25 protein-coding genes, 1 tRNA gene and 3 pseudogenes are annotated in these 26,039 nt (G+C 69.3%); 14 read left to right on the top strand and 15 right to left on the bottom strand.

Annotated features, from left to right (window positions below; genetic code table 11):
* Positions 1-3 precede the first annotated feature (3 nt).
* The 5 genes and pseudogenes from LK06_RS29120 to LK06_RS29105 all read left to right on the top strand — a co-directional run bounded on the left by LK06_RS29120 (position 4) and on the right by LK06_RS29105 (position 3,164).
* The gene (locus LK06_RS29120; protein WP_043435195.1) at positions 4-546 is read left to right on the top strand and encodes a TlpA family protein disulfide reductase; all 543 of its coding nucleotides are present in this window, start codon (positions 4-6) and stop codon (positions 544-546) included.
* Positions 547-723: 177 nt separating this feature from the next.
* Positions 724-1,221, top strand: a pseudogene (locus LK06_RS29115) (ISAs1 family transposase); the annotation flags it as partial.
* An 81-nt stretch (positions 1,222-1,302) separates the two neighbouring features.
* A pseudogene (locus LK06_RS35370) lies at positions 1,303-1,705 on the top strand (MFS transporter); the annotation flags it as partial.
* The gene (locus LK06_RS35365) at positions 1,685-1,918 is read left to right on the top strand and encodes an aldehyde dehydrogenase family protein (protein WP_425319714.1); all 234 of its coding nucleotides are present in this window, start codon (positions 1,685-1,687) and stop codon (positions 1,916-1,918) included. The pseudogene LK06_RS35370 and the gene LK06_RS35365, both read left to right, overlap by 21 nt.
* Positions 1,915-3,164 (top strand): annotated as a pseudogene (locus LK06_RS29105) (aldehyde dehydrogenase family protein). Before LK06_RS35365 ends, LK06_RS29105 begins: the two are co-directional and overlap by 4 nt.
* 271 nt (positions 3,165-3,435) lie before the next feature.
* On the opposite strand, the gene LK06_RS29100 reads toward LK06_RS29105, so the two are convergent.
* The 4 genes from LK06_RS29100 to LK06_RS29085 all read right to left on the bottom strand — a co-directional run bounded on the left by LK06_RS29100 (position 3,436) and on the right by LK06_RS29085 (position 7,142).
* A complete protein-coding gene (locus tag LK06_RS29100) occupies positions 3,436-4,683 on the bottom strand; it encodes an ISL3 family transposase (protein ID WP_043435192.1) in 1,248 nt (415 codons plus the stop codon).
* A 141-nt stretch (positions 4,684-4,824) separates the two neighbouring features.
* Positions 4,825-4,898: transfer RNA gene (locus LK06_RS29095), tRNA-Pro, on the bottom strand.
* Positions 4,899-5,285: 387 nt separating this feature from the next.
* Complete coding sequence (locus LK06_RS29090) at positions 5,286-6,503, bottom strand: serine hydrolase domain-containing protein (RefSeq protein WP_043434873.1); 1,218 nt, start codon at positions 6,501-6,503, stop codon at positions 5,286-5,288.
* Positions 6,504-6,626: 123 nt separating this feature from the next.
* On the bottom strand, positions 6,627-7,142 hold the full coding sequence (locus LK06_RS29085; protein ID WP_039648691.1) for a hypothetical protein: 516 nt from the start codon (positions 7,140-7,142) through the stop codon (positions 6,627-6,629).
* A 131-nt stretch (positions 7,143-7,273) separates the two neighbouring features.
* Between LK06_RS29085 and LK06_RS29080 the strand changes: the two genes are divergently transcribed.
* Positions 7,274-7,618 (top strand): cupin domain-containing protein, encoded by a 345-nt coding sequence (locus LK06_RS29080; protein WP_039648646.1) that lies wholly within the window; start codon positions 7,274-7,276, stop codon positions 7,616-7,618.
* Here LK06_RS29080 and LK06_RS29075 read toward each other — a convergent pair.
* Entirely contained in the window at positions 7,608-8,615 is a 1,008-nt protein-coding gene (locus tag LK06_RS29075) for a LacI family DNA-binding transcriptional regulator (protein ID WP_039648644.1), read from the bottom strand. The genes LK06_RS29080 and LK06_RS29075 overlap by 11 nt on opposite strands.
* Positions 8,616-8,726: 111 nt before the next feature.
* On the opposite strand from LK06_RS29075, the gene LK06_RS29070 reads away from it, so the two are divergent.
* Positions 8,727-9,887 (top strand): Gfo/Idh/MocA family protein, encoded by a 1,161-nt coding sequence (locus LK06_RS29070; protein ID WP_043434871.1) that lies wholly within the window; start codon positions 8,727-8,729, stop codon positions 9,885-9,887.
* On the opposite strand, the gene LK06_RS29065 is transcribed toward LK06_RS29070, so the two are convergent.
* Positions 9,851-10,459, bottom strand: a complete 609-nt coding sequence (locus LK06_RS29065; protein ID WP_159025346.1) for a poly-gamma-glutamate hydrolase family protein — start codon at positions 10,457-10,459, stop codon at positions 9,851-9,853. The two genes, LK06_RS29070 and LK06_RS29065, sit on opposite strands and share 37 nt — an antisense overlap.
* Before the next feature lie 100 nt (positions 10,460-10,559).
* A complete protein-coding gene (locus LK06_RS29060; RefSeq protein ID WP_039648640.1) occupies positions 10,560-11,591 on the bottom strand; it encodes a LacI family DNA-binding transcriptional regulator in 1,032 nt (343 codons plus the stop codon).
* Between the two features lie 89 nt (positions 11,592-11,680).
* Between LK06_RS29060 and LK06_RS34650 the strand changes: the two genes are divergently transcribed.
* Both LK06_RS34650 and LK06_RS29050 read left to right on the top strand, forming a co-directional pair.
* Entirely contained in the window at positions 11,681-11,947 is a 267-nt protein-coding gene (locus tag LK06_RS34650) for a hypothetical protein (protein ID WP_159025066.1), read from the top strand.
* A gap of 97 nt (positions 11,948-12,044) precedes the next feature.
* Complete coding sequence (locus LK06_RS29050) at positions 12,045-13,049, top strand: Gfo/Idh/MocA family protein (protein ID WP_039648638.1); 1,005 nt, start codon at positions 12,045-12,047, stop codon at positions 13,047-13,049.
* A gap of 285 nt (positions 13,050-13,334) precedes the next feature.
* Here the strand turns inward: LK06_RS29050 and LK06_RS29045 are convergent, their stop codons facing one another.
* From LK06_RS29045 to LK06_RS29010, 8 genes are all read right to left on the bottom strand, one after another.
* Positions 13,335-13,529, bottom strand: coding sequence for a hypothetical protein (locus tag LK06_RS29045; RefSeq protein WP_039648636.1), 195 nt, complete (start codon positions 13,527-13,529; stop codon positions 13,335-13,337).
* A 219-nt stretch (positions 13,530-13,748) separates the two neighbouring features.
* The gene (locus LK06_RS29040) at positions 13,749-14,651 is read right to left on the bottom strand and encodes a sugar phosphate isomerase/epimerase family protein (RefSeq protein ID WP_039648634.1); all 903 of its coding nucleotides are present in this window, start codon (positions 14,649-14,651) and stop codon (positions 13,749-13,751) included.
* A 2-nt stretch (positions 14,652-14,653) separates the two neighbouring features.
* Positions 14,654-15,562, bottom strand: a complete 909-nt coding sequence (locus LK06_RS29035) for an ATP-binding cassette domain-containing protein (protein WP_039648631.1) — start codon at positions 15,560-15,562, stop codon at positions 14,654-14,656.
* Between the two features lie 3 nt (positions 15,563-15,565).
* Positions 15,566-16,642 carry an ABC transporter permease gene (locus tag LK06_RS29030; protein WP_039648630.1) on the bottom strand — a complete coding sequence of 359 codons (1,077 nt, stop codon included), beginning with the start codon at positions 16,640-16,642 and terminating at the stop codon, positions 15,566-15,568.
* Positions 16,642-17,655, bottom strand: a complete 1,014-nt coding sequence (locus LK06_RS29025; protein WP_039648629.1) for a sugar ABC transporter substrate-binding protein — start codon at positions 17,653-17,655, stop codon at positions 16,642-16,644. Before LK06_RS29025 ends, LK06_RS29030 begins: the two co-directional genes overlap by 1 nt.
* Positions 17,656-18,145: 490 nt before the next feature.
* Positions 18,146-18,760: an ABC-2 transporter permease gene (locus LK06_RS29020; protein WP_039648628.1), complete on the bottom strand. Its 615-nt coding sequence runs from the start codon at positions 18,758-18,760 to the stop codon at positions 18,146-18,148.
* Positions 18,757-19,659: an ABC transporter ATP-binding protein gene (locus LK06_RS29015; RefSeq protein WP_159025065.1), complete on the bottom strand. Its 903-nt coding sequence runs from the start codon at positions 19,657-19,659 to the stop codon at positions 18,757-18,759. Before LK06_RS29015 ends, LK06_RS29020 begins: the two co-directional genes overlap by 4 nt.
* A 16-nt stretch (positions 19,660-19,675) precedes the next feature.
* The gene (locus tag LK06_RS29010) at positions 19,676-20,062 is read right to left on the bottom strand and encodes a GntR family transcriptional regulator (RefSeq protein ID WP_039648627.1); all 387 of its coding nucleotides are present in this window, start codon (positions 20,060-20,062) and stop codon (positions 19,676-19,678) included.
* A 57-nt stretch (positions 20,063-20,119) separates the two neighbouring features.
* Here LK06_RS29010 and LK06_RS29005 point away from each other — a divergent pair, with 57 nt between their 5' ends.
* The 5 genes from LK06_RS29005 (at position 20,120) to LK06_RS28985 (ending at position 25,507) form a co-directional block, all read left to right on the top strand.
* Positions 20,120-20,326 carry a hypothetical protein gene (locus LK06_RS29005; RefSeq protein ID WP_039648625.1) on the top strand — a complete coding sequence of 69 codons (207 nt, stop codon included), beginning with the start codon at positions 20,120-20,122 and terminating at the stop codon, positions 20,324-20,326.
* Between the two features lie 409 nt (positions 20,327-20,735).
* The gene (locus tag LK06_RS29000; RefSeq protein ID WP_039648624.1) at positions 20,736-22,049 is read left to right on the top strand and encodes an ABC transporter substrate-binding protein; all 1,314 of its coding nucleotides are present in this window, start codon (positions 20,736-20,738) and stop codon (positions 22,047-22,049) included.
* A gap of 8 nt (positions 22,050-22,057) precedes the next feature.
* Positions 22,058-23,092: a carbohydrate ABC transporter permease gene (locus LK06_RS28995; protein ID WP_234367535.1), complete on the top strand. Its 1,035-nt coding sequence runs from the start codon at positions 22,058-22,060 to the stop codon at positions 23,090-23,092.
* Positions 23,089-23,976 carry a carbohydrate ABC transporter permease gene (locus LK06_RS28990; protein ID WP_039648622.1) on the top strand — a complete coding sequence of 296 codons (888 nt, stop codon included), beginning with the start codon at positions 23,089-23,091 and terminating at the stop codon, positions 23,974-23,976. Before LK06_RS28995 ends, LK06_RS28990 begins: the two co-directional genes overlap by 4 nt.
* Positions 23,977-24,139: 163 nt before the next feature.
* The gene (locus LK06_RS28985) at positions 24,140-25,507 is read left to right on the top strand and encodes a cellulase family glycosylhydrolase (RefSeq protein ID WP_039648620.1); all 1,368 of its coding nucleotides are present in this window, start codon (positions 24,140-24,142) and stop codon (positions 25,505-25,507) included.
* Positions 25,508-26,039: the final 532 nt, after the last annotated feature.

Here is a 26,039-nt window from a genome sequence, read left to right as displayed (position 1 = left end):
ATCATGAACACCGTAAAAGCTGCCGGCCTCGTCCTGGCCCTGCTGATGGCATCAGGTTGCGCGGGGCCCGAACTGGACGATGGCCAAGCACCCCGCTTACAGGAGACGTTCGCTCCGGCCGACCGCCAGAAAATGCCCGACCTGACGGGGACCGCGATCGACGGTCGCCCGATCGCCGTACACGACTACCGAGGCAACGTGCTCGTCGTGAACGCGTGGGCGTCCTGGTGCGGCCCCTGCCGCGCCGAAGCTCGTGACTTCTCCGCCGTGAACACCACCCTCCACACGCGCGGCGTACGAGTCATGGGCGTCGACACCGATGCGTCGGGGGCAGCCGGGGCAGCCTTCGCCCGCGAGCATCACGTCACCTACCGCAGCCTCCACGACCCGAGGACCGCCCAGCTCCTGCGCATCCCCAAGCGCCTGGTCAGCCCGCAGGGCTACCCCTACACCTTCATCGTCGACCGGCAGGGCCGGATCGCGGCTGCCCGGATGGGCCAGATCAGCCGGGCAGAACTGACCGCTCTGGTCGAGCCGCTGCTCTGATCGCCGGACGGGACCGGCCTACACCGCCAGCAGCGGTGCGTCGCCGCGCCACGTGGGATTTTGTCGAAGCTGACACGGGGTGCCCGCTCGCTCACCGCGATCACGGAATGGATCAGCGACGTCCCCGCATGTGCCTGCCGGGTTCTCGGCTTCCCCACCGACCCGCTCTCCGGCACCGTGTCCGTCCCGCACCCCCACTCCCTGCGCCGTCTGCTCGTCCGGCTCGACGGCGACGCCCTGGACCGGGCGATCGGCGCCTTCCTCACCGCCCGCGCCGTCCCGGCCGGTCCCGGGCTGCGGGCGATCGCCGTCGACGGCAAGGCCCTGCGCGGCTCGCGCACCCACGTCACCGGGCACGTCACCCTGCTCGCCGCGCTGGACCACACCGGCCACGTCCCGGCCCAGCGCCAGGTCACCGACAAGAGCAACGAGATCCCCGCCTTCCGGCCCCTGCTGGACAGCGTCGACCTGACCGGCACGGTCATCACCGCCGACGCGCTGCACACCCAGCACGCCCACGGCATCTACCTCCGCGAGCGCGGTGCCCACTGCATCGCCCAGGTCAAGGCCAACCGTCCCGGCTTGTTCGACCGCGTCCGCCGCTTGCCCTGGCGCGAGATCCCGCTCGACCACCACGACCGCACGCGGGCACACCACCGCCCGGAGATCCGGCGGCTGAAGACCGCCGCCTTCGCCCACCTCGACTACCCCGACGCACGCCAGGCCCTGCAAGTCGTGCGCTGGAGGAAGGACTTCCTGGTCTACGGATTCTCCAACGCCGAAACACACACCTGGGACTCACCCGCCACCTGGGGGGTTCCTGGTCATGACCACGGTCCTGCTGACCGCCTTCGCCTGGTGGCAGACCCGTGCCCGGCACCCCGTGCTGCCGCTGCGGATCCTCCTCGACCGCAACCGCGCGGCCTCCTTCGCCGCCCTCCTCGTCGCCGCGGTCGGCACTTTCGGTGTCTTCCTGTTCCTCACCTACTACCTTGAGCGGACCCTCGGCTACAGCGCCGTGACCACCGGCCTCGCCTTCCTGCCGATGATCGCCGCCCTCATGGCGGGCGCGACGGTCTTTGCCCAAACAGTGATGCCGCGGATCGGACCGAAGCCCGTCGTACCGCTGGGGAGGGGCCTGGCAGCCGCCGGACCGGCCGATGCCGATGCTGCCGTAGCCGCCGCATGGAACGCTTTCCATGCATGGTCACGGACGACGTACGACGAAAAGCGCCGCATCCTCCTGCGCGCCGCGGACCTGCTCGGGCAGCGGGCAGCGGGCAGCGGGCAGCGGGCAGCGGGCAGCGGGCAGCCGAGCATTACGACGCTCTGGCCCTTGAGATCGGTGCCGTGCGCCCATGGGCCGAGATGAACATCAAAGAGGCAGCCGCGAATCCACGCGAGGCGGCCTCGTCGACCAGTACGCCGCGAGGATCCGTCCTGCCCTCGCACGATCCCGGCACCACCACGCTGGATCTGCGGCAACCGGCAGGTGTGGTCCTGGCGATGATCCCCTGGAACGCCCCGGTCGTCCTGGCCCCTCGTGCCGTCGCCATCGCCCTCGCCGCGGGCAACACCGTGATCCTGCGGCCGAGCGAGGCCGCGCCGCACTCGGCAGGACCTCTCCTGGCCGAGGTCCTGGTCAAGGCCGGCCTCCCCGACGGCGTGGTCAACGTGCTGACCTGCGCGCCTGCCGACAGCCCCGCGCTCGTGGACGCGCTCGTCGAACGTCCCGAAGTGCGCCGCGTGGTCTTCATCGGCTCGCCCCCGTCGGACGTTCGATCGCGCAGGTGGCCGGCTCGCATCTGACACCGGTGGTGATGGAGCTGGGCGGCAAGAACACCACGATCGTCCTGCACGGCACGGATCCCGACCGTGCCGCCGACCTCATCGCCGTGTCGGCCTTCGCGAACTCCGGTCAAGTGTGCATGAGCACCGACCAGGTACTCGTCGCGGAGCCGCGCTACGAAGATGTGGTGGAGCGGTTGGTCGCCCGCGCCGAGGCGCTGAAGGCGAGCGACCCGCGTACGCCGGGAACGGCCATCGGGTCGCTGATCAACCAGCGTTCAGCGGACCATTTCCATGAACTCCTCTCGGACGCACGAGCCCATGGTGCGCGCGTCCTGACCGGAGGGAGCGAGCCCGAAGGACTGCTGGCGTGCCCCACGGTCCTGGGCAATGTCGGCCGGGCTGCCCGGTTCCACCGGGAGGAGGCGTTCTCTCCCCTCGTCAGTGTGCAACCATGCGCCACAGAGAGGGAGTTGGTAGAGCTGGCGCACGGTACACCATACGGCCTCATCGCATCGGTGCTGGCCGACGACACCAGCCGCGCCCTTCGTGTCGCTCAGCGGCTACGCGTCGCCGCTGTGCACATCAACGAGCCCTCGGTGGGCGATGAGCCCCGTGTGCCGTTCGGAGGGGGCGCGCTCTCCGGATTCGGGCACCTCGGCGGGAGCGAGACGTGGCACTTCTTCACCGAACAGAAGACGTTCTACGTCATGGCGGGCTCTGAGGGCCTTGCCTGCTCCGTCGTCCCGTCTCTCACCACGAGCCCGACACCATCGCGCCGCCCCGCAGCCGTTCCCTGTCCGAGGGACGGACCTCGATCGCGAAGATGACGGTTCCGACACCCCCTCTCTCCGTTCTCTCCGTGGACGCCTCCCATGCTCCGCACCGCAGACGTATTTCCCCACCGGGGTGCGACTACAGAGTGTGTTCGATCGCCGGTGGTAGTGGGCTCGTCGAGAGAGGTGTCGCTTCGGGTCCGCGCACAGCAGGAGGTCGCCCGAGGGTGGTTCCCACCTGGTCCCCAAGAACGATCAAGGGGCCGTTTCAGATTGCTCCGAAAAGGGGCTCATCGCTCCTTTCTATGGGTCGTGAGGGGCGTGGTCAGGTGCGTCCGGGGAGTGGTCGGGTGTAACCGGCGAGGCAGAGCAGGATCATGGCGCGTAGGGCTTCGACGCTGCGGAAGCCGTAGGCGCGTCGAATGATCAGGCGGATCTTCGTGTTCATGGCCTCCACGCGGGCGTTGGTCAGCCGATGGGCCAGGGCGTTGGCGATGTCGGCCCGTCGGTCGCGGAGGGTGCGGGCGAGCTTGACGAACGGCTTGAGTCTGCTGCGGCAGGCCCAGGCCAGCCAGGCGTCCAGCAACCGCGCCCGCTCCGGGCCGCCCGGCGCGAACACCTTCCGCAGCTGCTCCTTGAGCAGGTAGGCACGGTACAGCGGCTTGTTGACGGTTTGGATCAGCGACAGCTTCGCGTGCTGCCGCTCGGTGAGATCCTCCGGCTTCTTCCACAACGCGTAGCGCGCGTCCTTGAGCTGACCGGCCAGCGTCTTCATCCCCGCCCTGCGGGCGTCGTTCCACACCTGGCGGCGCACCTCGTCCAGCGCGTCCTGGGCCCACTTCACGACGTGGAACGGGTCGAGGCACAGTGCCGCGTTCGGGGCCCGCTCACCGACCACGGCGGCGATCCACTCGGCCCCGTCCGCCGAGACATGGGTCAGCGCCCGCGAGCGATCGGCGCCGAGCAGGTCGAAGAAGCCGTGGACCGTCTTCTTCGAGCGTCCCTCGACCACATACAGCAGCCGGCCGGTGTCGTGGTCGACCACGACGGTCAGGTACTTCTGCCCCTTGGCGAACGACACTTCGTCGATGCCGATCCGTCTCACTGCGGTCAGCCGGTCGCCGTCCTGCCCGTCCCGCTCCGCCATCACCCGCGCCAGGATCGAGCCGACGGTGTGCCAGTTGATGCGCAACAGCACCGCGATCAGTTTCTTCGACGCGCCCGGCGCGAACCAGGCCACCGTCTCGTCGAAGGGGATTGTGTGCCCGGCGCCGTGCCTGGCCCACGGGACGGCCGCTATCACCACACCATGCTCCGGACAGGCCACCCTGGGCAGGTCGGCCTCGAAGTAGACCCGCAGCAGCCCGTCGTCCAGCGACCGCCAGCGCCGCCGGTGCCCCCGGTCATACAACGGCGCCCGCTCCCGGCACACTCCGCATCTCGGCCTGCGCTGCCACCGCCGGTCCGGCCGCACCGAGACGACCTTCACGGGTTCGACCGGGTGAACATACACCTCCTCGACCACCGTCCGCTCGACCCCGGCTGCCCGAACACATACGGTGCCCAGTGACACGCCGCACTCCCGTCCGTAGCTTCCTGTTCTTGGCGATCAAGAAACTACGAGGGGTGCGGCGTTCGTCGTCTCATGACACGAACCGACCCACACATCTGGGCGAAGAGCCCGAAAAGGCCCCTGACCTGCGACTTCGAAAAGTCGGGACGACAGGATTTGAACCTGCGACCCCTTGACCCCCAGTCAAGTGCGCTACCAAGCTGCGCCACGTCCCGTTGCGGCCCACGCGGGTTGTCCCGCGTGATCACGCAGGTCAACCCTACCGCACCCGCCCGACTGCCCGCGCATTCCCCGCCCCGGCGACCTCCGCAGTGCGGGCGGCGGACCGGGACGAGCAGGTGCGGCGCCGGTCGCGGCCAGGCGGAGGGGGCGTGGCGGACCGACCGGCGTCCCCGTGAGGAAGCGGCCCGCGGCTACGGCGTCCGGTGCGACCGGGACCTGGCCATCGCGCTGGACGGGGTGCGCACCGCCCACTGAGGAGGCACCCCGGCCGCCGGTGACGCGCCGCGCGGCGGCTGGGGTACGTCGTGGCAGCCGGGGCCATGGACACCGAACCGCAGCCTGCGAGCAACGGCTCGCGACCGGTGATCCGTGACCGGTGTTCAGCCGCCGAGCGGATGCTTCGGTGCCAGGGCGGCCGCGATCCGTTCCGCGATCGTCTGAGCGGTGTTGCTGTCGGGCGCCCCGGGACCGGTGGTCGTGGACACGGCGATGGCCAGCCGCTCGGCCGGCAGGTAGGCCTGCACCGCCGCGTACCCGGCGAAGGACGGGTTCTGCAGGACCCAGTCGTTCCTGACGATGACCCCGATCCCGAAGTGGAAAGCCCGGGTCTGCGGCAGGCAGACGGTGGCCGGGCAGGTGGCGGTCGGAGTGCCGAGGCCGACGGTGCCGGGGTTCAGCTGCACCCGATAGGAGCGTCGGGAGAGCAACTCACCCGACCCGATGCCCTGGGCCGAACGGGCCAGATCGCAGATGTCGCCGGTGAGCACCGCCCCGGGAGCGGTGGTCCACGAAGGGTTCCAGTAGGTGGACTCCTCGTACGGGCCGCGTTCGTCGTCGTACGCGTGCAGGACGGGGTGCGGGATCTGCGGGGTGACGCCGTTGCGGGTCTGGGTCAGCTTCAGCCGGTCCAGGACGCGGGCGCGTACCAGGCGGTCGAGCGGCGTGCCGGTGATCTTCTCCAGGGCACGGCCGAGGAGTACGAAGTTGGCGTGCGAGTAGCTCCAGTTGGTGCCGGGTTCGTACCACAAGGGGTGGCTCGTGGAGATGCCGACGAGTTCGCGCGGCGTCCACTGCCGGAACGGGTCGGCGTACAGCTTCTTCACGAACTCCGGATCGGTGACGTAGTCGTGCAGGCCGGAGGTCGAGTCGCCGAGCATGCGCAGGGTGATCTCGTCGCCATGCGGAAGACCGGGCAGCCAGTGGGAGACCGGGTCGTCGAGGCCGACCCGCTGCTCGTCGACGAGTTGCAGGAGGATCGTGCCGAGGTAGGCGATGGCGACCGAGCCGATGCGGAAGTGCATGGCCGGGGTCACCGGAACACCCGCCATCGACTCCCCCGCCGCCCCGGTGACGAGTTCCCGACCGTCGACCGTGACCCGGACCAGTGCCGCCTTGAGGTCCAGCTCCCGCCGGGCCTCCCGGACGATGCCGAGCACCTCGGCCGCGGCACCCCGCGGCCGGCCCTCGGTACGCGCGCAGGGCGGCCGGTGACGGGGGACGGCTGCGGCCGTCACCGCCCCCGAGACCGTGCTGAGCAGGGAGGCGGCGGTGCACAGGGCGATGACACGGCTGCAGGTCCTACCGGTACTACGGGTCATACCGGCACTATGCGGCGCTGCGCGGCGCGTGCCCCGGGGCAACACTCCGTCCGGCCCCGGCCCGACCCGTACGGCCGCACCGGTCGCCCACCTCGGCCGCGGGGGCCCGGAGCGGCGCCGGGCCTACTTGATGAGCGCATTCGCCACCACCACGACCACCCCGAGCAACGCGTCGGCCAGACCAAGGAGGAGGGTGGCCGGCCAGCTCCGGGCCGACCGGCGGGCGGTGACCAGCCCGAGCGTGAACAGGATCGCGATGTTGAGGACGAACACCGAGTATTCGACGCCGTTCGCCGGCCACCATTCCCAGCCGGCGCCCGCCAGGAGGAAGACCGTCGGCAGCACGGCCGCCACCAGCGGCCATTCGTCGCGCAGGGCACGCAGGACGTCTCCGCGACGGTGCGGAACGCGTTCGGCGATGTAGTGGGCGTAGCCGTGGGCGAGGGCGGAGGCGAACGCGGTCACCAGCAGCCAGGCGGCGTCGTAGCTGCGGTCGGCGGCGGAGCTGCGGCCGTACTGGATGAGCGCGGCGACCATCGAGCTGGCCAGGACCGAGCCGTAGACCCCGCCGAAGAAAACGGCCTCGCGTGTGTCGTGCTGCCGGTGCGGCTCGCCGGCGGCCGCGGTGGTGTCAGCCATGTTCCCCACGATCACCCGTGCCCGGTGCCGCCGCCAGTCCGCGTGACCCGACGAAGTGTCCTGCGACCAGGCCCTATGCCCCACACACTGTCGACGGCGGCGGAGGCCGGACGCTGGCTACAGTCGCCCGCATGACGCACAGCTTCACGCTCCACATCCCCGACGCCGACCTTGAGCCCGAGCCCCTCGCCCCGGGGCAGATCGTCTCCGGCGAGCCGGAGGTGACCGGGAAGGTGGTCTGGGAGTCTGCCGACGGCCGCCAGATCCGCGGGATCTGGCAGATCACTCCGGGCGTGGTCACCGACACGGAGGCGGACGAGCTGTTCGTGGTGATCAGCGGCTCGGCGACGATCGAGGTCGAGGACGGGCCGACGCTGACCGTGGGCCCCGGGGACATGGCGGTGCTGCGGGCGGGCGACCGCACGACCTGGACCGTCCACGAGACACTGCGCAAGGCGTACGCGATCAACCTCTGAGGGCGTCCCCGGGAGGCGCCGTCGTCCCCCTGATCTCCAGCGTCGGTACGGCGAGGTGGACGCGCCCCTCCTCGTCCGGCCGTTCGAACCGGTCCAGCAGACGGCGTGCGGCACGCCGACCCACCTCGTACGGGGCGGTGTCCACGGTGGTCATCCAGAGGTGCCGCAGCCTGGCGATGCTGGTGTTGTCGTAGCCGACCAACGACAGGTCGCGCGGCACCCGCAGGCCCAGTTCCTCGGCCGCCGAGAGCGCACCGACCGAGGCCATGTCGTTGACGGCGAAGAGCGCCGTCGGCCGGTCGGCCCGGCCGAGCAGGCGTACGGTTCCCCGGTAGCCGCCCTCTTCGGTCAGGTCGCCGCGCTCCACGAGCGGTTCGGCGCCGTGGGCCCGCATGGCCAACTCGTAGCCGTGTCGACGCAGCTCGCCGACGGCACCGTGGCCCGCGAGATGCGCGATCCGGCGGTGCCCGAGCCCCAGCAGGTGCTCGGTGGCGAGCCAGGCGCCCCGCTCGTCGTCCCCGGCGACGACGTCCACGCCGGCCGGGGAGGGCTCGCGGGCACCGGCCACCACCACCGGCATCCGGCGCGCGAGAGCGTCCAGCCCGCCGGCGTCCGGCACCGTGCCGACCACCACCAGCCCGTCGACGCCGAGCTCCTGGAAGGGGGCGGCGAGGTCGTGGCCCATCCGCCGGTTCAGGCGGGCATCGGCGAGGAGCATGTGCAGGCCGGCCGCGTGGAGCAGGGAGTTGAGTCCGTCGAGCAGTTCGACGAACCAGGGGTTGCGCAGGTCGTCCAGGAGCACGCCGATCGTGCGGGTGCGCTGCTCACTGAGGCTGCGGGCAGCCGCGTTGGGGCGGTAGCCCAGTTCGCGTGCGGCCCGCAGCACCGCGTCCCGCTTCTCGGGACGCACTGGGCCGGAGCCGCGCAGTACCAGCGAGACCAGCGACTTCGACACCCCGGCCCGTTCGGCCACGTCACGGATCGTCGGTGGTCTCATGCTCTGGACCGTTCCATGCGGTGTGCGGTCCTGTCAAAGGGTTGACACGCTTGCTATGTCAGCACAAAGGTAGTCCGGACAGGAGATGGACCGGTCCAAAAAGGGGCTGTCATGGTGGATGCGCTCGGTGTCGCCGTCGTCGGGTTCGGCTGGATGGGCCGAGTGCACACCCAGGCGTACGCCCGGCTGCCGCACCATTACCCCCGGCTCCCGCTGCGCCCCCACCTGGTGACCGTGGCCGAGGAGGTGCCGGGCCGCGCCGACGAGGCCGCCACGCAGTTCGGGTTCGCCGGCGCCACCCGCGACTGGCGCGAGGTGGCGGCTGACCCACGGGTACGGGCCGTCAGCATCACCGCGCCGAACTTCCTGCACCGGGACATCGGGATGGCGATGGCCGGGGCCGGCAAGCACATCTGGATCGAGAAGCCGGTGGGGCTGTCCGTCGACGACGCCCGCGCGGTCGCGGACGCGGTCACGAGGGCCGGCGTACAGGGAGCGGTCGGTTTCAACTACCGCAATGCGCCGGCCGTCGAGGCGGCCCGCGACCTGATCGCCTCCGGCGGGATCGGCACGGTCACGCACGTCCGCATCCGTCTGTTCAGCGACTACGCGGCCCATCCGGACGGTGCGCTGACCTGGCGGTACGAGCGGGAGCGCGGGGGCAGCGGAGTACTGGGCGACCTGGCCTCGCACGGCGCCGACCTCGCCCGCTTCCTGCTCGGCGACATCGTCTCCCTGACCGCCGACACCGCGATCTTCCTCCCGGAACGGGCCCGCCCGGCCGGGGCCACCGCGGGCCACACCCTCGCCGCCGGCGGCGAGCCGGGCCGGGTGGAGAACGAGGACTACGCAGGCTGCCTGCTGCGCTTCGCCTCGGGCGCCCGCGGGGTCCTGGAGGCGTGCCGGGTCTCGGTCGGCGAGCAGAACAACTACGGCTTCGAGGTGCACGGCACCAGGGGCGCGGTGTTCTGGGACTTCCGCCGGATGAACGAGTTGGCGATCAGCCGGGGTACCACCTACCAGGACCAGCCGGTCAGCACCGTGTACGTCGGTCCGGGCGCCGGGGAGTTCGCCGCCTTCCAGCCGGGCGCGGCCAACGCGATGGGCTACGACGACCTGAAGGTGATCGAGGCGTACCGCTTCGTGCGGTCCATCGCCGAGGGCACCCCGTGCGGGACCACGCTGACCGACGCGGTGCGCAGCGCGGCCGTGGTGGACGCGATGGCGCGGTCCACTCAGAGCGGCTCCTGGGCGGACATCGAGGACGTCTGAGCCAGCCGCAGGACCCCGGCGACAAGGGCGTCGGCCACCGGTTGCGGGGGCACGTCGGCCGACCCCGTGGTCCTGGCCGACAGCGGCAGCTCCACCTGGACACCGCCCAGGCGGGTCAGGTTGACCGGATTTCGGGGGTGCACACCGCGCAGGGCGACCGGGATCGCCGCCAGGTCCGTTACCGCCTGGAAGCGGGGCGCGAGTTCGCCCAGCTCCCGGGCGAGAACGAGCGCCGCCGCGCGGTTGCGGCCGCCCAGGAAGACGGTGCGCGGCGCGTGCGGGCGCATGTGTCCGTGCAAGGAGACCGTGAGTGACACCCGGTCCAGGAACCGGCGCAGGAGCACGCAGTGCTCCGCGGCCATGCGCCGGGACGGCAGGTGCACGGGCCGCTGGACGTCCGGCTGGGTGAAGACCAGACTGGTGGCGCCGGTGCGCCGGGCGATGAGGTCAGCCAGCTCGCCCGTACCCCCCTCATTGCTCCCGTGCAGTGCCAGCAGCCCGATCCCGCCGCCCTGCCGGAGCGTCGCGACCAGCGGCACGCCGTCGATCTCCACCTGCTCGGTGCGGGTCACCGGGTCCCCTTCACCCGTCATCACACGTCATCACGCGCCTCGATTCGGCTTCGCTCAGCCCCGCTCGGCGTCGGTCGGCTTCGCTCGGCGTCGGTCGGCTTCACCGGGCCGCCCACGCGGGCATGTTGTACGGCGTGACGACCTGGATCACGGACGGCGGTACCGGCCCGGCCGGGGGCAGCGCACCGTGCGCGCGCATCACGAGGTGGCAGGCCTCCCTCATGTCCCGGCGCAGGTCGTGGTGGAGCACTGCGGACAACCGGTGCGCGCGCAACAGGCGCGTGTTGTCCTGGTCGAGATCGTGGGCGATGAACACCACGCACTCGCGGCCGAGGGCGGCAAAAGCCCGCAGGGTGGCGTCGTTGCCGCCGCCGATGCAGTACACGGCCCGGATCTCCGGGTCGCGTTCCAGGGCGGCACGGACGAGATCGTACTGCGTGGTGTCCAGACCCTGCCCCTCCGCGATCTCCACGAGCGTCCGTTCCGGCTGCCGGGCCCGCATGACACCGCGGAAGCCCATCTCGCGCTCCTCCTCGTTGCGGAAGAAGCCACTGCTGAGGCTGGTGAGGACGTTGCCGGGCCGGTCTCCCAGCCACTGACCCGTCAGGTAGGCGGCAGTGGCGCCGGCGGCCCGGTTGTCGATGCCGACATAGGCCAGCCGCGCACTGGCGGGCAGGTCGGTGACGAGGGTGACGACCGGAATACCGGCGGCGGTGAGCCGGCCGACGGCCGCGGTGACCTCCGGAACGTCCGGCGCTTTGAGGACCACCCCCTGCGAGCCGCGCCGGGCGATCCGGTCCAAGGTCCTGACCTGTTCCCGGACCGGTCCGCCCTCGCTGAAGTGGAACCGCGAGCGGACCACCGCCGGGTGCAGCGCGGGCAGTTCAGCCTCCAGCGCGGCGCGTACGGCGGTGCTGAACCGCTCGGGCGCCTGCACCACGATGTCGACCATGAAGGTACGGCCGACCAGCCGGACCTGGGTGCGCTGCCGATCGAGGTCCGCGATGGCCCGGTGCACCTCCCGCGCGGTGCTCTCCCGCACTCCTCCCCTGCCGTTCAGCACGCGGTCCACAGTGGCTTCGCTGAGTCCTGCCTGACGTGCGATTTCCCGGATGGGGAACGGATGGCCCATGGACCGGCTCCTTGACGGGTTTTTGATGGGTGGCTGCTGGTTGTTCGACGGGTTTGTACTGACAAGAATGACAGGGTCGCATCGCTCCCGTGACCGAAAGCAGGACGCCGATGTCCCCGGCCGCCGTTCCCCACCGCACCGGTTCGTCCGGGCAGGGGCGCGCTCTCGCAGCCGTGCGCCCCCTGGTCGCACGCACCACGTACCTCGCGCGCCACCCGCAGGGCGCCGGGGTGGCGCAGCACGCCCCGGCACACACGGGCGAGCGGCTGCTGGCCAAGCTCGGCCAGCCGGACGAAATCGCGGACTCCATGGTCTTCCTGCTGTCCGACCGGTCCGCGTGGTCATCGGCCCAGTGATCGACTGGGACCAGAACGTACGGGCGCCCGTGCCTGGCTCGCTTCCCCCTCCGGTACCACCGCACCCGTACCACCGCACCTGAGGAGTTGCACCACCATGCGCATCGGTATCCTCGGCCTCGGCCGCATCGGCGCCTTCCACGCCGAAACCCTCTCCGGACTGGACGCCGTCGAGTCGCTCGTCGTCTCCGATCCGTTCACGGACGCTGCCAAGGCCGCCGCCGAACGGTTCGGGGCCGAGGTCGCGGACTCCCCGGAGACAGTGCTGGCGGCCGGTGTCGACGGCATCGTCGTCGCGGCGGCCACCGACGCCCACCCGGCGCTGCTCCTCGCCGGAGTCTCAGCCGGGGTGCCGGTCTTCTGTGAGAAGCCGGTGGCCCGCACCATGGCGGAGGGCGTCGAGGTGTTGAGGGCCGTACGGGAAAGCGGTGTCCCGATCCAGATCGGCTACAACCGCCGCTTCGACGCGGGCTTCGCCGCCGCGCGCGCCGCGGTCCGGTCCGGTGAGCTGGGCAAGCTGCACACGGTCCGCTCCACGACCCTGGACCCGGCGCCGCCACCGGCCGCGTACATCGCCGCGTCCGGCGGGATCTTCCGCGACTGCTCCGTGCACGACTTCGACGTCATCCGCTGGGTGACGGGCCGTGAGGTCGCCGAGGTGTACGCGGTGGGCGGCAACCGGGGCGCCGACTACATCGCGGCGGCGGGGGACTGCGACACCGCCGGCGCGCTCCTCACCTTGGACGACGGCACCATCGCGGTGGTCTCCAACTCCCGTCACAACGCACGCGGCTACGACGTCCGCATGGAACTCCACGGCTTCGCGGACTCCCTCGCCGTGGGCTTGGACGACAAGGTGCCGCTGCGCTCGGCCGAGCCCGGTGTGGCCTTCCCCTCTGGTACCCCGCACGGCTTCTTCATGGACCGGTTCACCGAGGCCTACCGCGCCGAACTCGCGGCCTTCACCGAGGTGGTGTCCGGCATCCGTCCCTCCCCCTGCACGATCGAGGAAGCTTTGGAAGCCGGCTGGATCGCCGAGGCCTGCACCCTTTCCCTGCACGAGCACCGGCCGGTGACCCTCGCCGAAGTGAAGGGAGCGTGACAGCGGGGGCACGGCCCGGGTCGAGCTGGGCGCGCCCAAGCGACCTCGGCCACACCGGGCAGCCACGAAACTCGTCCCGGGCCGTGTGCCGGCCTCGGCCGGGGGCGGCCGGAGGCGAAGAGCCCGCTGCCGGTGCGCCACACCCACGAGGGACCCATCCGAGGTAGCGCCGCTCGGTCTTCGGGTCGGACGGGATCCGGTCGCGCCCGTGGCTGAAGGCGGGACCCACAGGTTGGGTGGAGGCACGGCCGGCGCCGTCCGCGAACCGCGTGTGCCGGCAGACCCTCAGCCGCAGTACCGGATCAGCCACTCGTCGGGATTGTAGGTGTCCCGTGCCGGGTCCGGCAGCGTCGCCGGTCTGCACTCCACCATATCCTCCGGGCGTATCCGTTCGGGCAGCGCGCTGAAGCGATCATGGTGCGGGTCTGCCCCGCCGGCCGCTTCGCCGGGTGTCTCGCCGGGCTGTGTGCGGTGTGCCATCTCGTCCTCCCGTCGGCGCGGGCGTCCCCCGTCATCGTCCTCAACGCCCGCGTGCCCCCGTTTGGTTCCCCGCGGCCTGCGGGCCGAATCCCCTGGGGTACAGCAGGAACCCGAGGCGATGGAGCAGACAGGGGCTCCCGCGGACCCGCGGGTGCACGGCAACCCACGGGAACACAGCAACCCACGGGACCGCTACGGGACCTCAAGCTCCACGGGACCTCAAGCTCCGCAGGACCGCAGGAACCGGCGGGTACGCACCGCGATCGGCAGCGGCCGGTCCGGCTCACAGGGGTACATGTCCTGCTCGACGATGGCGAACAGTTCCACGCCCAGCTTCTGCGCCGCCTCCAGGACCGGTCCCAGCTCCGGTACGCCGGAGGGCGGTTCGCACATCACCCCACGTGCTACGGCCGGGCCGAAGGGCACCTCGTGCGCGCGGACGTCCGCCAGGATCTCCGGGTCGACCTGCTTGAGGTGCAGGTAGCCGAGGCGTTCGCCGTAGGTCTCGATCAACTTGACGCTGTCGCCGCCGCAGTAGGCGTAGTGGCCCGTGTCCAGGCACAGGCTGACCAACTCGGCGTCGGTGGAGTCCAGGAAGCGTTCGACGTGCTCCTCGGTGTCGATGTGGGTGTCGGCGTGCGGGTGGACCACGATGTCCAGGTCGTAGGTCTCCTTGACCTCGTGGCCGAGCCGTTCCATGCCCTGGGCCAAGTGCCCCCACTGCTCGGCGGTCAGCTCCGGCGGCTCCAAAATTTGGGCGGTCTTGTCGTCGCGCCAGAAGGAGGGGATCACCACGAGGTGCCTGGCGCCCATGGCCTGGGTGAGCGCGGCCACCTGGCCGACATGCTCCCAGGTGGCCTCCCAGACGGACGGGCCGCGGTGCATACCGGTGAAGACCGTGCCCGCCGAAACCTTCAGACTGCGCCGGGCCACCTCATCGGCCAGCCGCGCCGGGTCGGTGGGAAGGTAGCCGTAGGGACCGAGTTCGATCCAGTCGTAGCCTGCTTCGGCGACCTCGTCGAGGAAGCGCTCCCAGGGAACCTGCCGCGGGTCGTCGGGGAACCAGACGCCCCAGGAGTCGGGGGCCGAGCCGACCCGGATGTGGTCGAGGGCGTGGGGCATGGTCAGGAGTTCCCTTCGGATGAGTTCGCCACGGGCGCGCTGAGGTCTTCCTTCTCGGGCATTTCCTCGACATCAACGCCGCGCACCTGCGCCAGCTCGTGCTTGAGCGCGGCGAGTTCGGTGCCGCCAGCCATGTGGTGGGTGAGCTCTTCCAGGCCGATCTCACTGCGGTCCGCGGACAGCTCTAGGGTTCCGAGACGCAGGACGCTGAAATGGTCGCCGACCATGTAGGCGTGGTGAGGGTTGTGGGTGATGAAGACGACGCCCAGCCCCCGGTCACGGGCGGCGGCGATGTACTTCAGCACGACGCCGGACTGCTTGACGCCCAGGGCCGCGGTCGGCTCGTCCAGGATGAGGACACGGGCGCCGAAATGGACGGCGCGGGCGATCGCCACACACTGACGCTGGCCGCCGGAAAGCGTGCCGATGGGCTGCTCCAGATCGTCCAGGACGATGCCCATGTGGCGCAATTCCCGATCGGCGGTCTCTTTCATGCGGGCGATGTCCAGGCGGCGGATCGGCCAGGGGCCCACCGTCAGTTCGGAACCAAGGAAGAAGTTCCGCCACACCGGCATCAACGGGACGGTCGCCAGGTCCTGGTAGACGGCGGCGATACCGAGGTCGAGGGCCTCGCGCGGGGTGCCGAAGCGCACGGGCCGCCCGTCCACGAGGAATTCGCCCTCGGTGTGCTGGTGCAGCCCTGAGATGATCTTGATGAGGGTGGACTTGCCGGCCCCGTTGTCGCCGAGGACGCAGGTGACTCGTCCGGGGCGGACTTGGAGGTCGACACCGTGCAGGGCGCGGATGTTTCCGTAGGACTTGCCCGCGCCCCGCAGTTCCACCAGCGGTCCGTCCGGGGGCGCGGTGCCACCGAGGACGGCGCCGTGGGGTGCGGTTCCGTTGTCGGTCATCGGTTACCTCCGGGTGGCCGTGCGCTGGACCCACAGATTGATCAGGACGGCGCCGAGGAGCATCACGCCGAGGAATGCCTTGAACCAGTCGGGGTTCCAACCGGCGAAGACGATGCCCTGGTTGACCATGCCGAACATGAAGGCGCCGAAAACGGGGCCGATCGCCGAGCCGTAGCCGCCGGTGAGCAGGCAGCCGCCGATGACGGCCGCGGAGATGTAGATGAGCTCCGGGCCGACGCCCTCGCCCGACTGGACGGTGTTGAAGGAGAACAGCTCGTGCATGCCGACGAACCAGGCGCCGAGGCCGACCAACATGAACAGTGAGATCTTCGTGAAGGTCACCGGCACACCGACGGCCCGCGCGGACTCCTTGCTGCCGCCGACGGCGAACACCCAGTTGCCATACTTGGTGCGCAACAGCACCCAGGTGGCGAGGGCCGCGAAGGCCAGCCAGTAGAACACGGTGATCTTCACCTGGACGCCGCCGACACCGACGGAAGAGGCGAAGACCTTCTTGGCCTGGTCGAAGCCGTCCATGTCACTGATGTCGTCGGTGGCGACGTTGCCGGTGACCAGCTTGGTGACGGCGAGGTTGGCGCCCTGCAGGATCAGGAAGGTGCCGAGAGTGACCAGGAAGCTGGGCAGTCCGGTCTTCACCACCATCCAACCGTTGAAGGCGCCGATCGCGAGGGAGACGATCAGAGCGGCGATCACACCGACCCACACGTTCAGCGTGAGCTGGTAGCTGAGCATGCTCGCGGTGAGTGCGGACGTGATCACCGCCACACCGGCGGAGAGGTCGAACTCACCGCCGATCATCAGCAGGGCCACGGGGAGGGCCATGATGCCGATGGTCGACGACTGGTACAGGACCGTGGCCATCGACCCGCCCTCGCGGACCGAGGGCGCGACGATCAGGAAGAAGACCAGTACGGCCGCGGCGCCGAGGAAGACGCCCACTTCGGGGCGGGCCAGCAGCCGGAGCGCCAACGGGCGCCGGGTGGTCCGGCCGTCGGCCACCCCAGGGCCGGAAGCCGGCGGTGCGCCAGCCGCCGGCTCAGCCTGCTGCGCCATCCTCATCACCGGGTGCCCTTCGCGGCGAAGGCGGCGATCCGGTCGATGTTGGACTTGTCCACGAAGGCCGGGCCGGTCAGCACCGGCTGCTCGCCGCCACCGCTGTAGTTGCCGTTGTTCTTGTAGAGCCACAGGGAATCGACCGCGAGGTAGCCCTGCAGGTACGGCTGCTGGTCGACGGCGAACTCGATGGTGCCGTTCCGGACGGCCTTGACCAGTTCCTTGTTGAGGTCGAAGGTGGCGACCTGGGCCTTGCTACCGGCGTCAGCCACCGACTGCACCGCGGTGAGGGCGAACGGCGCGCCGAGTGTGACGACGGTGTCGATGGAGGTGTCCTGCTTCAGCTTCGCCGTGATGGTCGCTTTCACGGACGGCATGTCGGTGCCGTTGACATAGAGCGTCTCGGTGGTGCCCGTGAACGTCTTCTTCACGCCGTCGCAGCGCTGGGTGAGGCCCACGTTGCCCTGCTCCTGGATCACACACACGACCTTCTTGGCACCGGTGGTGTTCAGCTTCTTGCCGAACGCCTCGCCCGCCACGCTCTCGTCCTGCCCGAAGAATTCCAGCAGGTCGAGCTTCTTCCAGTCACTCAGTCCGGAGTTGAGTCCGACCACGGGTATGCCGGATTGCCGAGCCTTGCCGATCACGCTCTTCATCGCGTCGGGCTTGGCCAGTGTGACCGCGATGCCGTCGACCTTCTGGTCGATCGCGTTCTGCACCAAGTTCGCCTGGTTGCCGGCGTTGGGATCGCTGGCGTAGACGAGTTTCATGTTGTCCTTGGCCGCAGCGGCTTCCGCGCCCTTGCGGACGGTGTCCCAGAACGTGTCTCCGGGCGCCTGGTGGGTGACCAGGGCGACGGTCATGCGGGGGGTGTCGGCCTTGCCCGCAGAGGCGTTCGCCGCTCCCTCCTCGGCCTTCTTGCCGCCGGAGCTGCTTGAGCAGCCGGCGAGGATGAGGGCTGCCGCAGCGGCCACGGCCGGGGCCAGTCTGCGGGAGCGGGAGCGAGAAGAGCGGTCCATCTTTCCTGCACCTCACTGTGCGACGGGGGAAGGGACGCTGTCGCGTCGGAACGCTGTCGCGTTGGGACGGGATCAAAGTCCGTGACGGGCCCGCTGTCAATACTTTGTTAAGACATCATTTCACAAGCAGGTCCGAATGTAAGCACAAAACGATTGACATCGTTGCCCTCCCACCCCGCACCCGAGTCATGAGGAACTCCGCACGCAAAAAGGCCATCCCTCCCGCGACCACCCGCGCCGACACGGTTCCCGTCCGCCCAGTACACCGCACGCGACGCCCCATGGCACCGGATGGCACCAACCCGCCGCCGCTCGACCGAGCCGGCGGCACGGCGTGCGTCCGCCCACTCTGACACCGGGGCGGGTCACACTTGCCCCTCGAAGAGCGGCGTCCGGTGCGCACCCTGGAGCCTCGGCCGGGGACTGAGCAATTGCCCCGTCAGGGGCCCGGCGAGGAGGCTCCGGCCCACGGGAAACGCCCTGACCGGGGCTATGGCCGAGGCTTTGGCGCGTGTGCCGCCAGGGCCGCGGACGTCACTATCGCGGCCACGCCTGCCACCCAGATGAGCGGCAGCCATGCCTGGATCCACGCCATGGTCAGGTGCAGCCGAAGCACGGTCAGCATGACCAACGCCAGTGGCACAGTGGTACCCAGGACACTGATGCGGGCGTACCCGAACCGGATCAGCAACGGGAGTTGGATCGCGATGTTGGCGGCGAACAGCATCCAGGCCAGCGTCAGCATCGTCACCAGGGCGCGACCGGCGAAGGGCGCGTCCTCGGCCCACGCAAGGAGAACGGCCAGCGCCGTTCCTGCGCTGACAGTGGCGAGGAAGCTCGCCAGGGCCCAGGCGTAGTGCCCGAGCAGGACCGTGCGGCGAGGCAGGGGCAATACGGCGTAGAGCGTCTCCAGGCCGGCCTTGTCGGCGACCACGAACGGGTGGACGGCGATCAGCGGGGCGAGCAACAGTGCGAGCGCGGGCACAAGCCGAACAGGGCTGTGAGCGAGCAACAGGACCATCAGGCCGAACACCAGGAAGCCCTGGGTCCGATACGGCACCACGGTGCGCAGGTGCAGCACGGCCATACGGGCGACGGCGGTCATGCGACCACCCCGTGCCGGCCGTTCCGCTTCGCCGGCGGCTTCATCGACGGCGAGCCGATGTGGACGGCGATCTCCTCAAGGGTGGGCGCCTCGGCGAGGACGCCCCCACCGAGAAGGCCGGCTTCCTCGGTGCGAACCAGAGCTTCAGCCCCGGTCGGCGTCCGCCGAAGGCCGATCAGCTCGACGCCGACGAGCCCGCTCAATTCCTCCGGCCCGCCCCGCACGACCCGGTAGGCCGCCAGGATCTCGTCCTTGGGACCGGATCGGACGATGCGGCCGTCATGGATGAGCGTCACATAGTCGCCCACGCGATCCAGGTCGGAGGTGATGTGCGTGGAGAACAGGACGCTGTGCCCCTCGTCGAGCAGGAAGTCCCCGATGATGCCGACCAGTTCGTCCCTGGCGACGGGGTCCAGACCGCTGGTCGGTTCGTCGAAGACGAGCAGCCGCGCCCGGTGCGACAGTGCCACGGCGATCATGAGCTTCATCGCCATGCCGCGGGACAGGTCCTTGACCTTCGCTCGCAGATCCAGGCCGAAGTCCTGGAGCAACTGCCGATAGCGGGCGCCGTCCCAGCGGCTGTAGAAGGGGCGCAGCGTCCGTTCGACCTCGGCCAACCGCCAGTCGCCCACGAGGTAGGCATGGTCGAGCACCACCCCGACCTCCTGACGCAGCGCGACCGGACCGGGCACCCGATGGCCGAGCAACTCGATCTCACCGGTGTCGATCCCGCGCATGCCCAGCAGGCAGCGGATCGTCGTCGTCTTGCCGGCACCGTTCGCGCCAATGAGGCCCATGACGTAGCCGGTCGGCAGCTCGAAACTCACATCGCGCAACGCAAAGCCGTTACCCACCGCGCAGCCCACGCCCCGCAGGGCGAACGCAAGATCGCCAGACACCGATAGCCCCCTCGTCTCAGACGTGTCCGTGCTCGGTCCGCATCAACCCGTCCAGGGCCTGGATGAGATCCTCGCGGTCGAGGCCAGCCCGCCGGGCGGCGTCCAGGGCGGTCTGCAAGCCTTCCTCCACCTGGCGCAGCAATTGCTCGCGCACGAGCGCCGAGTCCAACGGCAGGACGTAGGCGCCCTTGCCGGGGACGGTGGCGATGAACCCCTCGGCAGCCAACTCGGTGTAGGCACGGTTGGTAGTGAGGACGCTGATCCGTAGATCACGAGCGAGGGCACGGACGGAGGGCAGGGCACTGCCCTCGGCGAGTTCCCCCGACAGGATGGCCGCGCCGATCTGCTCCTTGATCTGCTGGTAGAGCGGCACTCCAGCACTGTTGGACAACACCACCCGCATGGCCGCCCTCCGCCCCTCTCCCATTACTGTACATGAACACCATATACAGTATGAACGATGGCTACCCGGCTGCGCCGTCGGCACCCCCGGTCGTCGCTCGCCGGTGTCCACCACACCACCGGAATCGCTCATCCGTGCCACTGGTACCGCCTGCGCATCGAAGGCCCGCATGACCCCGGGCGGGTGAAGACCAGCCCGGCCGCATCGTTCGCGCTGGCCGACGCCTCACCTTCCGACAACGGCACCTTCACAGTGAACCGCTGACCCGACCTGGCTCTCGAACCCTTCCCTCCGTCCCGGCGATGGCCGGCCTGGACAACCGCTGGACCGCCCGAGCCCGGCGCCACCGCGCCGCCGGCACCCGACGGACGGAGGCCGCTAGGTGCTGGTCATCCCCCGAAACGCACCCAACCGCGCGCGTTCACACACCAGCGCGGTCGCCGTGCTACCGCGCGCCACCCCGTCCGCGTTCCCTCAACAGCGCAGGTGGCAACGACGATTACGTTTCGGGCAAGAGACCCATCAGCGCGGCCAACCCTATTGACGTATGAGCGGACATGGGGCTGTCATTACGCCCACGATGTTTGGTCGAGTTGTTTTCTGATCGGTTTCGTCAGGCCTTCAGTGATCGACTCACCCCCTTGACCGAACCCCGCATTCCTCAGGAGCCGCCATGCGCCCCTCTCCCGCCGGCCTTCCAACCCCAAGCCCCAGTCGCCGCTCCCTGCTGCGCAGCGCGGGCGGAGTCGCCCTGCTGGCCGGTGCCGGCATACCGCTGCTGTCCGCCTGCGGAGGGAGTAATTCCGCTTCCGATCCGAACACCGTCACGCTCGGTTCCAACGCCTCCGACGCCGTGCCGAAGAAGGCCTTCGCCGAGATCTACGCGGCCTTCAAGAAGAAGTCGGGCATCACAGTCGACGTCAACACCAAGGACCACAACACCTTCCAGGAGCAGATCAACTCGTATCTGCAGGGCACGCCGGACGACGTGTTCAACTGGTTCGCCGGCTACCGCATGCAGTTCTTCGCCGCGAAGAAGCTGGCCACGCCGCTCGACGACGTCTGGGCGAAGATCGGGGACAACTTCCCCGACGCGATGAAGAAGCTCAGCAAGGGCGAGGACGGCAAGTACTACTTCGTGCCCCTGTACACCTACCCGTGGGCGGTCTTCTACCGCAAGAGCGTCTTCCAGCAGCACGGCTACACGGTCCCCGCCACCTGGGACGAACTCGTCGCCCTGTGCAAGCGGATGAAGAAGGACGGTCTGGTCCCGATCGCCTTCGGCGACAAGGACGCCTGGCCGGCGATGGGCACCTTCGACCAGATCAACTTCCGCCTCAACGGCTACGACTTCCACGTCGAGCTCATGGCTGGCAAGGCCTCCTGGACCGACGCCAAGGTCAGGGCTGTCTTCGACCACTGGAGCGAACTGCTGCCCTACCACCAGGACGGTGCGATGGGCCGTACCTGGCAGGACGCGGCGCAGACGCTGGTGGCGAAGAAGGCGGGCATGTACCTCCTCGGCTCCTTCGTGGCGCAGCAGTTCAGTGGCACGGCAGACCTGGACGACCTCGACTTCTTCGCGTTCCCGGAGATCGATCCGGCACACGGGCAGGACACGGTGGAAGCGCCGACCGACGGCTTCATGGTCAGCAAGAGCCCGAAGAACCACTCAGGCGTCGTCAAACTGCTGGACTTCCTCGGCACCCCGCAGGCCGAGGCGATCTACCTCAAGGCCGACTCCAGCGTGGTCGCCGCCTCCAGCAAGGCTGACACCTCCTCGTACACCGCTCTGCAGAAGAAGGCCTACGCGATGATCAGCGGCGCCAAGAGCCTCACCCAGTTCATGGACCGCGACAGTCGGCCCGACTTCACCTCCACGGTGATGCAGCCCGCACTGCAGAAGTTCGTTCAGAACCCCAAGGGAGTGGACGGCCTGCTGTCGTCCATCGAGCGCCAGAAGAAGACCATCTTCGCGTCCTCGTGAGCGACCCCATGACGACCGAGACGACAACTACGACAACTGGGACAGCTGGGACAGCTGGGACAGCTGGGACAGCTGGGACGACACAGACCCCGGAGGCGGGCGCCGCACCGCCTCCGGGCACCACGCTGCACAGGAAGCGGAGCGCACGGGGCCACCAACGCCTGCTGACCCGCCGCGACCGGTTCGTTCTCGCCGTGATGGCGGGGGTGCCCACGATCCTGCACCTGGCCCTTGTGTGGGTCACCGCCCTCGCCTCCGTCCTCCTCGCCTTCACCACCTGGGACGGCATCGGGTTCGACTCGATCACGTGGGTCGGCCTGGACAACTTCCGACAACTCTTCGCCGACAACCCGCAGTTCTGGCCGGCCGTCCAGCACAACCTCATCTGGTTCGTGGTACTGATCCTGGTCCCGACACCGTTCGGTCTGTTCCTGGCCGTGCAGTTGGACAAGCGGATCCGGTTCAGTCGGGTCTACCAGACCGCGTTCTTCCTGCCGGTGGTCATCTCGATGGCATGCATCGGATTCGTCTGGCAGCTCATCTACAACCCGGACACCGGCCTGATCAACAGCATCACGGGGGCCAACCGACCCGGCCACTACATCGACTGGATCGGCAACCCGGAACTCAACCTGTGGGCCGTCCTCATCGCCGCGTCCTGGCGGCACACCGGCTACATGATGATCCTCTACCTGGCCGGACTGAAGAGCGTCGACCCCTCGCTGCGCGAGGCCTCCGCGCTGGACGGCGCGAACGAGTGGCAGACGTTCAGGAACGTCATCTTCCCCACCCTGCGCCCGACCAACACGGTCGTCCTCGTCGTGACCATCATCGAGGCCCTGCGCGCCTTCGACCTGGTGTTCGTCTTCAACAAGGGCGCCCAGGGAACCGAGTTGCTGTCGATCCTGGTCACCAACAACATCATCGGAGAGTCCAGCCGCATCGGTTACGGATCGGCCATCGCCGTGGTCCTCCTGGTGATCTCCCTCGCGGTGATCATCCCGTATCTGATCGTCACGTTCCGGAAGGAGCGGCGCGCATGAGCACCACCTCCCTCCCGGTGAAGCGCCGCACCCCGGTCCGCCCCGCCCGGATCCTGCTGCACGTCTTCCTCGCCGGTACGGCCCTGGCCTGGCTCGCACCGCTGCTGTGGGCGGTCTTCTCCGCGCTGCGCCCGTACAGCGAGACCAGCGCCAAGGGGTACGTCTCCTGGCCGGACAGACTGAGCCTGGACAACTTCACGAACGCCTTCGAGCAGTCGGACATGCTGCACTACTTCGGCAACACGCTGGTCATTGCGGTGCCGGCCGTACTGCTGACGCTGTTCCTGTCGTCGATGGTGGCCTTCTACGTCAGCCGTTTCGACTTCCGCCTCAACCTCGCGCTGCTCCTGGTGTTCACTGCGGGCAACCTGCTCCCCCAGCAAGTCATCATCACCCCGCTCTACCGGCTGTACCTGCTCACGGACCTGCCTGGCATCACGGCGAGCGGCAAACTCTACGACTCGGCACTCGGGCTGGTCCTGATCCACGTGGCGTTCCAGTCCGGCTTCTGCGCATTCGTGCTGAGCAACTACATGCGCTCACTACCGCACGAACTGACGGAGGCCGCACTGGTCGACGGCGCCTCGGCGTGGCGGCTGTACTGGCAGATCACGCTGCCACTGTGCAAGCCCGCCATGGCGGCCCTGGCGACCCTGCTGTCCATCTGGATCTACAACGACTTCTTCTGGGCCCTGGTACTGATCTCGACCGGCGAGAACATGCCGATCACCTCGGCCTTGAACAACCTCTCCGGCCAGTACTTCACCGACCCGAACCTGGTCGCCGCCGGCGCCCTGCTCACCGCGATCCCGACCCTGGCCGTCTACTTCCTGCTCCAGCGGCAGTTCGTCAGCGGCCTGACCCTGGGCTCCAGCAAGGGCTGAGGCACTCGCGCCTGACGACGGTGTCCTACCGGGGTCCACTGCCGCACGGGCGGGCCCCGGGGCCGGTGCGGCGGACCGCAACGGCCCGCACACGCCTTGCGGAGTGAACCGGCCGCTGATGAGATGCGCGGCACCATGTCCACCGTCGGCCCGGAGGTATCCCGTGCTGCGAGCGACTCTGGCGGCGAGCGCACTCGTCGCCGCACTACTTGCCCCCACCACTGTCCCTGCCGAGCAGACCGGAGGGGGACTGCCCCGGCTCACCGACCGTCACGGGCGGGTCCTCACCCTGCATGGCTGGAACATCGAGGACAAGACGCACCGCGGCAGCGAGGCACTGACCGGCATCACCGAACGCCACCTGCGCGACATGCGCGCCAAGGGATTCGACTTCGCCCGGCTGCTGGTCTTCTGGGACGACCTGGAGCCGAGCCCGGGCCGGTACAGCCGGAGCTACCTGCGCAGGATCGAGCGCATCCTGAACTGGGCCGAGCGCTACGGCATCAAGGTGGTGATCGACGCCCACCAGGACGTCTTCGGACCGGCGTTCGGCCACCGCGGCATACCTCGGTGGGCGACCAGGACCGACGGACTACCGTTCACCGCCCACCCGGACGACTGGTTCGCCGAGTACTTCGAACCCGCCGTACAACGCGCCTTCACCCACCTCTACCAGGACCGGGACTTACGAAGTGCCCAGGTCCGGATGTGGCGGGTGCTCGCCGGACGCTTCGCCCACCATCCGGCCGTGCTCGGCTACGACCTGATGAACGAACCGATGGGTGAGCCGCACCCGGGGGAGGACCTGGCGACCGCCGCACGCCGGATCGAACACGACCAACTCACCTCCATGTACAACCGGCTGGCGCACGCGGTGCGCTCGGCCGACCGGGACGCATGGGTGTTCGTCGAGCCCACCCCGATCGTGGGCGAGGGGGTACCGACCGGCCTCGGCCGCATCGACGACCCCCGGGTGGTGTACGCGCCACACTTCTACAACGCGGCCATGGAGGCGGGCGGCGACTACGATCCCGGGGCCGGCTGGATCGAGGCCTATGAGCGGGCCGTCACACAGTACCCGCGCACGTACCGGGTCCCGGTGGTGGTCGGGGAGTGGGGTCCGCTCGACAGTTCCCTGCCGAACATGAACCGCTTCTACCGCGACGCGATGGCCTCGCTCAACCGCTACGCCTCCGGCTGGGCGGGCTACACCTGGTGCTACGGCGGCGGGTATTGCGCGGTCGACAGCTCCGGCTCCTTCCGCGCCAACAAACAGCTGACTGCCGAACCGTACGCGGAGAGCGTGGCGGGCGCGGTCCGCTCCGTCTCGTACGACGCCGCCTCGGGTGTGCTCCGGCTGGCCTACCGCGCGGCAGAACGCGGCCCCCGGCTGACCCGGCTGTCGGTACCGCCCGGCAGGTGGCGGATCACCGTCGACGCCGGCACGATCACCGCCCGTGGGAGAGCGGGAACGGTGTGGGTACGTGCCTCTGCCGGCAGCGAGGTGAGGATCGCCGTCGAGCGCGGCTGACCGGACGCCCGAAGAGGGCTGAGGGACCACGCCGGACTGCCGGTCTCCAACAGACTCCCAGAAACGATCAAGAGCCGGTTCCGGACATCTCCGAAACCGGCCCTGACCTGCGACTCTCACAAGTCGGACGACAGGATTTGAACCCGCGACCCCTTGACCCCCTGCAGCGGTCCCGACCTCATCGGGCACTTGCGGGCAGCTGGGGTGCTCCCCGATCCGCTGGCGAGCGTACGGCCTCCCCGCTCCCAGCACGATGCAGGCCACCGGCCAAACCCTCAAGCCAAGGAGCCTGCCGGAGGCTCGGCCTGGGGTTGCCAGTCAGTGAGAAGCTGTTGTCTTTTCGATCTTGAGGGGTGCGCGTCGAACGGGAGTCCCGATCGGGTGGTCGCGGGGTGTTGGGTGCATACGAACAGGGCCTCCTGAACAGCTCGTTGGTGTCGAATCACCGAGCAGCAGGAGGCCCTGGTGTAGCAGTCTTGCGTGCCGATGGCCGGGCAGTCCAGCGCGGTCACCTGGGAGTGTGACTGTCTGG

The organism is Streptomyces pluripotens (assembly GCF_000802245.2).
Classification (GTDB): domain Bacteria; phylum Actinomycetota; class Actinomycetes; order Streptomycetales; family Streptomycetaceae; genus Streptomyces; species Streptomyces pluripotens.
The sequence above is the reverse complement of the archived record's forward strand: the minus strand, read 5'-3'. Positions and strand labels throughout refer to the sequence as shown.

Bases quoted from the DNA above. Each gene is read 5' to 3' on its own strand.
- LK06_RS29120 (WP_043435195.1), top strand. From the start codon at position 4: ATGAACACCGTAAAAGCTGCCGGCCTCGTCCTGGCCCTGCTGATGGCA.
- LK06_RS29090 (WP_043434873.1), bottom strand. From the start codon at position 6,503: ATGACCCGTAGTACCGGTAGGACCTGCAGCCGTGTCATCGCCCTGTGC.
- LK06_RS29085 (WP_039648691.1), bottom strand. From the start codon at position 7,142: ATGGCTGACACCACCGCGGCCGCCGGCGAGCCGCACCGGCAGCACGAC.
- LK06_RS29080 (WP_039648646.1), top strand. From the start codon at position 7,274: ATGACGCACAGCTTCACGCTCCACATCCCCGACGCCGACCTTGAGCCC.
- LK06_RS29075 (WP_039648644.1), bottom strand. From the start codon at position 8,615: ATGAGACCACCGACGATCCGTGACGTGGCCGAACGGGCCGGGGTGTCG.
- LK06_RS29070 (WP_043434871.1), top strand. From the start codon at position 8,727: ATGGTGGATGCGCTCGGTGTCGCCGTCGTCGGGTTCGGCTGGATGGGC.
- LK06_RS29060 (WP_039648640.1), bottom strand. From the start codon at position 11,591: ATGGGCCATCCGTTCCCCATCCGGGAAATCGCACGTCAGGCAGGACTC.
- LK06_RS29050 (WP_039648638.1), top strand. From the start codon at position 12,045: ATGCGCATCGGTATCCTCGGCCTCGGCCGCATCGGCGCCTTCCACGCC.
- LK06_RS29045 (WP_039648636.1), bottom strand. From the start codon at position 13,529: ATGGCACACCGCACACAGCCCGGCGAGACACCCGGCGAAGCGGCCGGC.
- LK06_RS29040 (WP_039648634.1), bottom strand. From the start codon at position 14,651: ATGCCCCACGCCCTCGACCACATCCGGGTCGGCTCGGCCCCCGACTCC.
- LK06_RS29035 (WP_039648631.1), bottom strand. From the start codon at position 15,562: ATGACCGACAACGGAACCGCACCCCACGGCGCCGTCCTCGGTGGCACC.
- LK06_RS29030 (WP_039648630.1), bottom strand. From the start codon at position 16,642: ATGAGGATGGCGCAGCAGGCTGAGCCGGCGGCTGGCGCACCGCCGGCT.
- LK06_RS29025 (WP_039648629.1), bottom strand. From the start codon at position 17,655: ATGGACCGCTCTTCTCGCTCCCGCTCCCGCAGACTGGCCCCGGCCGTG.
- LK06_RS29020 (WP_039648628.1), bottom strand. From the start codon at position 18,760: ATGACCGCCGTCGCCCGTATGGCCGTGCTGCACCTGCGCACCGTGGTG.
- LK06_RS29010 (WP_039648627.1), bottom strand. From the start codon at position 20,062: ATGCGGGTGGTGTTGTCCAACAGTGCTGGAGTGCCGCTCTACCAGCAG.
- LK06_RS29005 (WP_039648625.1), top strand. From the start codon at position 20,120: ATGGCTACCCGGCTGCGCCGTCGGCACCCCCGGTCGTCGCTCGCCGGT.
- LK06_RS29000 (WP_039648624.1), top strand. From the start codon at position 20,736: ATGCGCCCCTCTCCCGCCGGCCTTCCAACCCCAAGCCCCAGTCGCCGC.
- LK06_RS28995 (WP_234367535.1), top strand. From the start codon at position 22,058: ATGACGACCGAGACGACAACTACGACAACTGGGACAGCTGGGACAGCT.
- LK06_RS28990 (WP_039648622.1), top strand. From the start codon at position 23,089: ATGAGCACCACCTCCCTCCCGGTGAAGCGCCGCACCCCGGTCCGCCCC.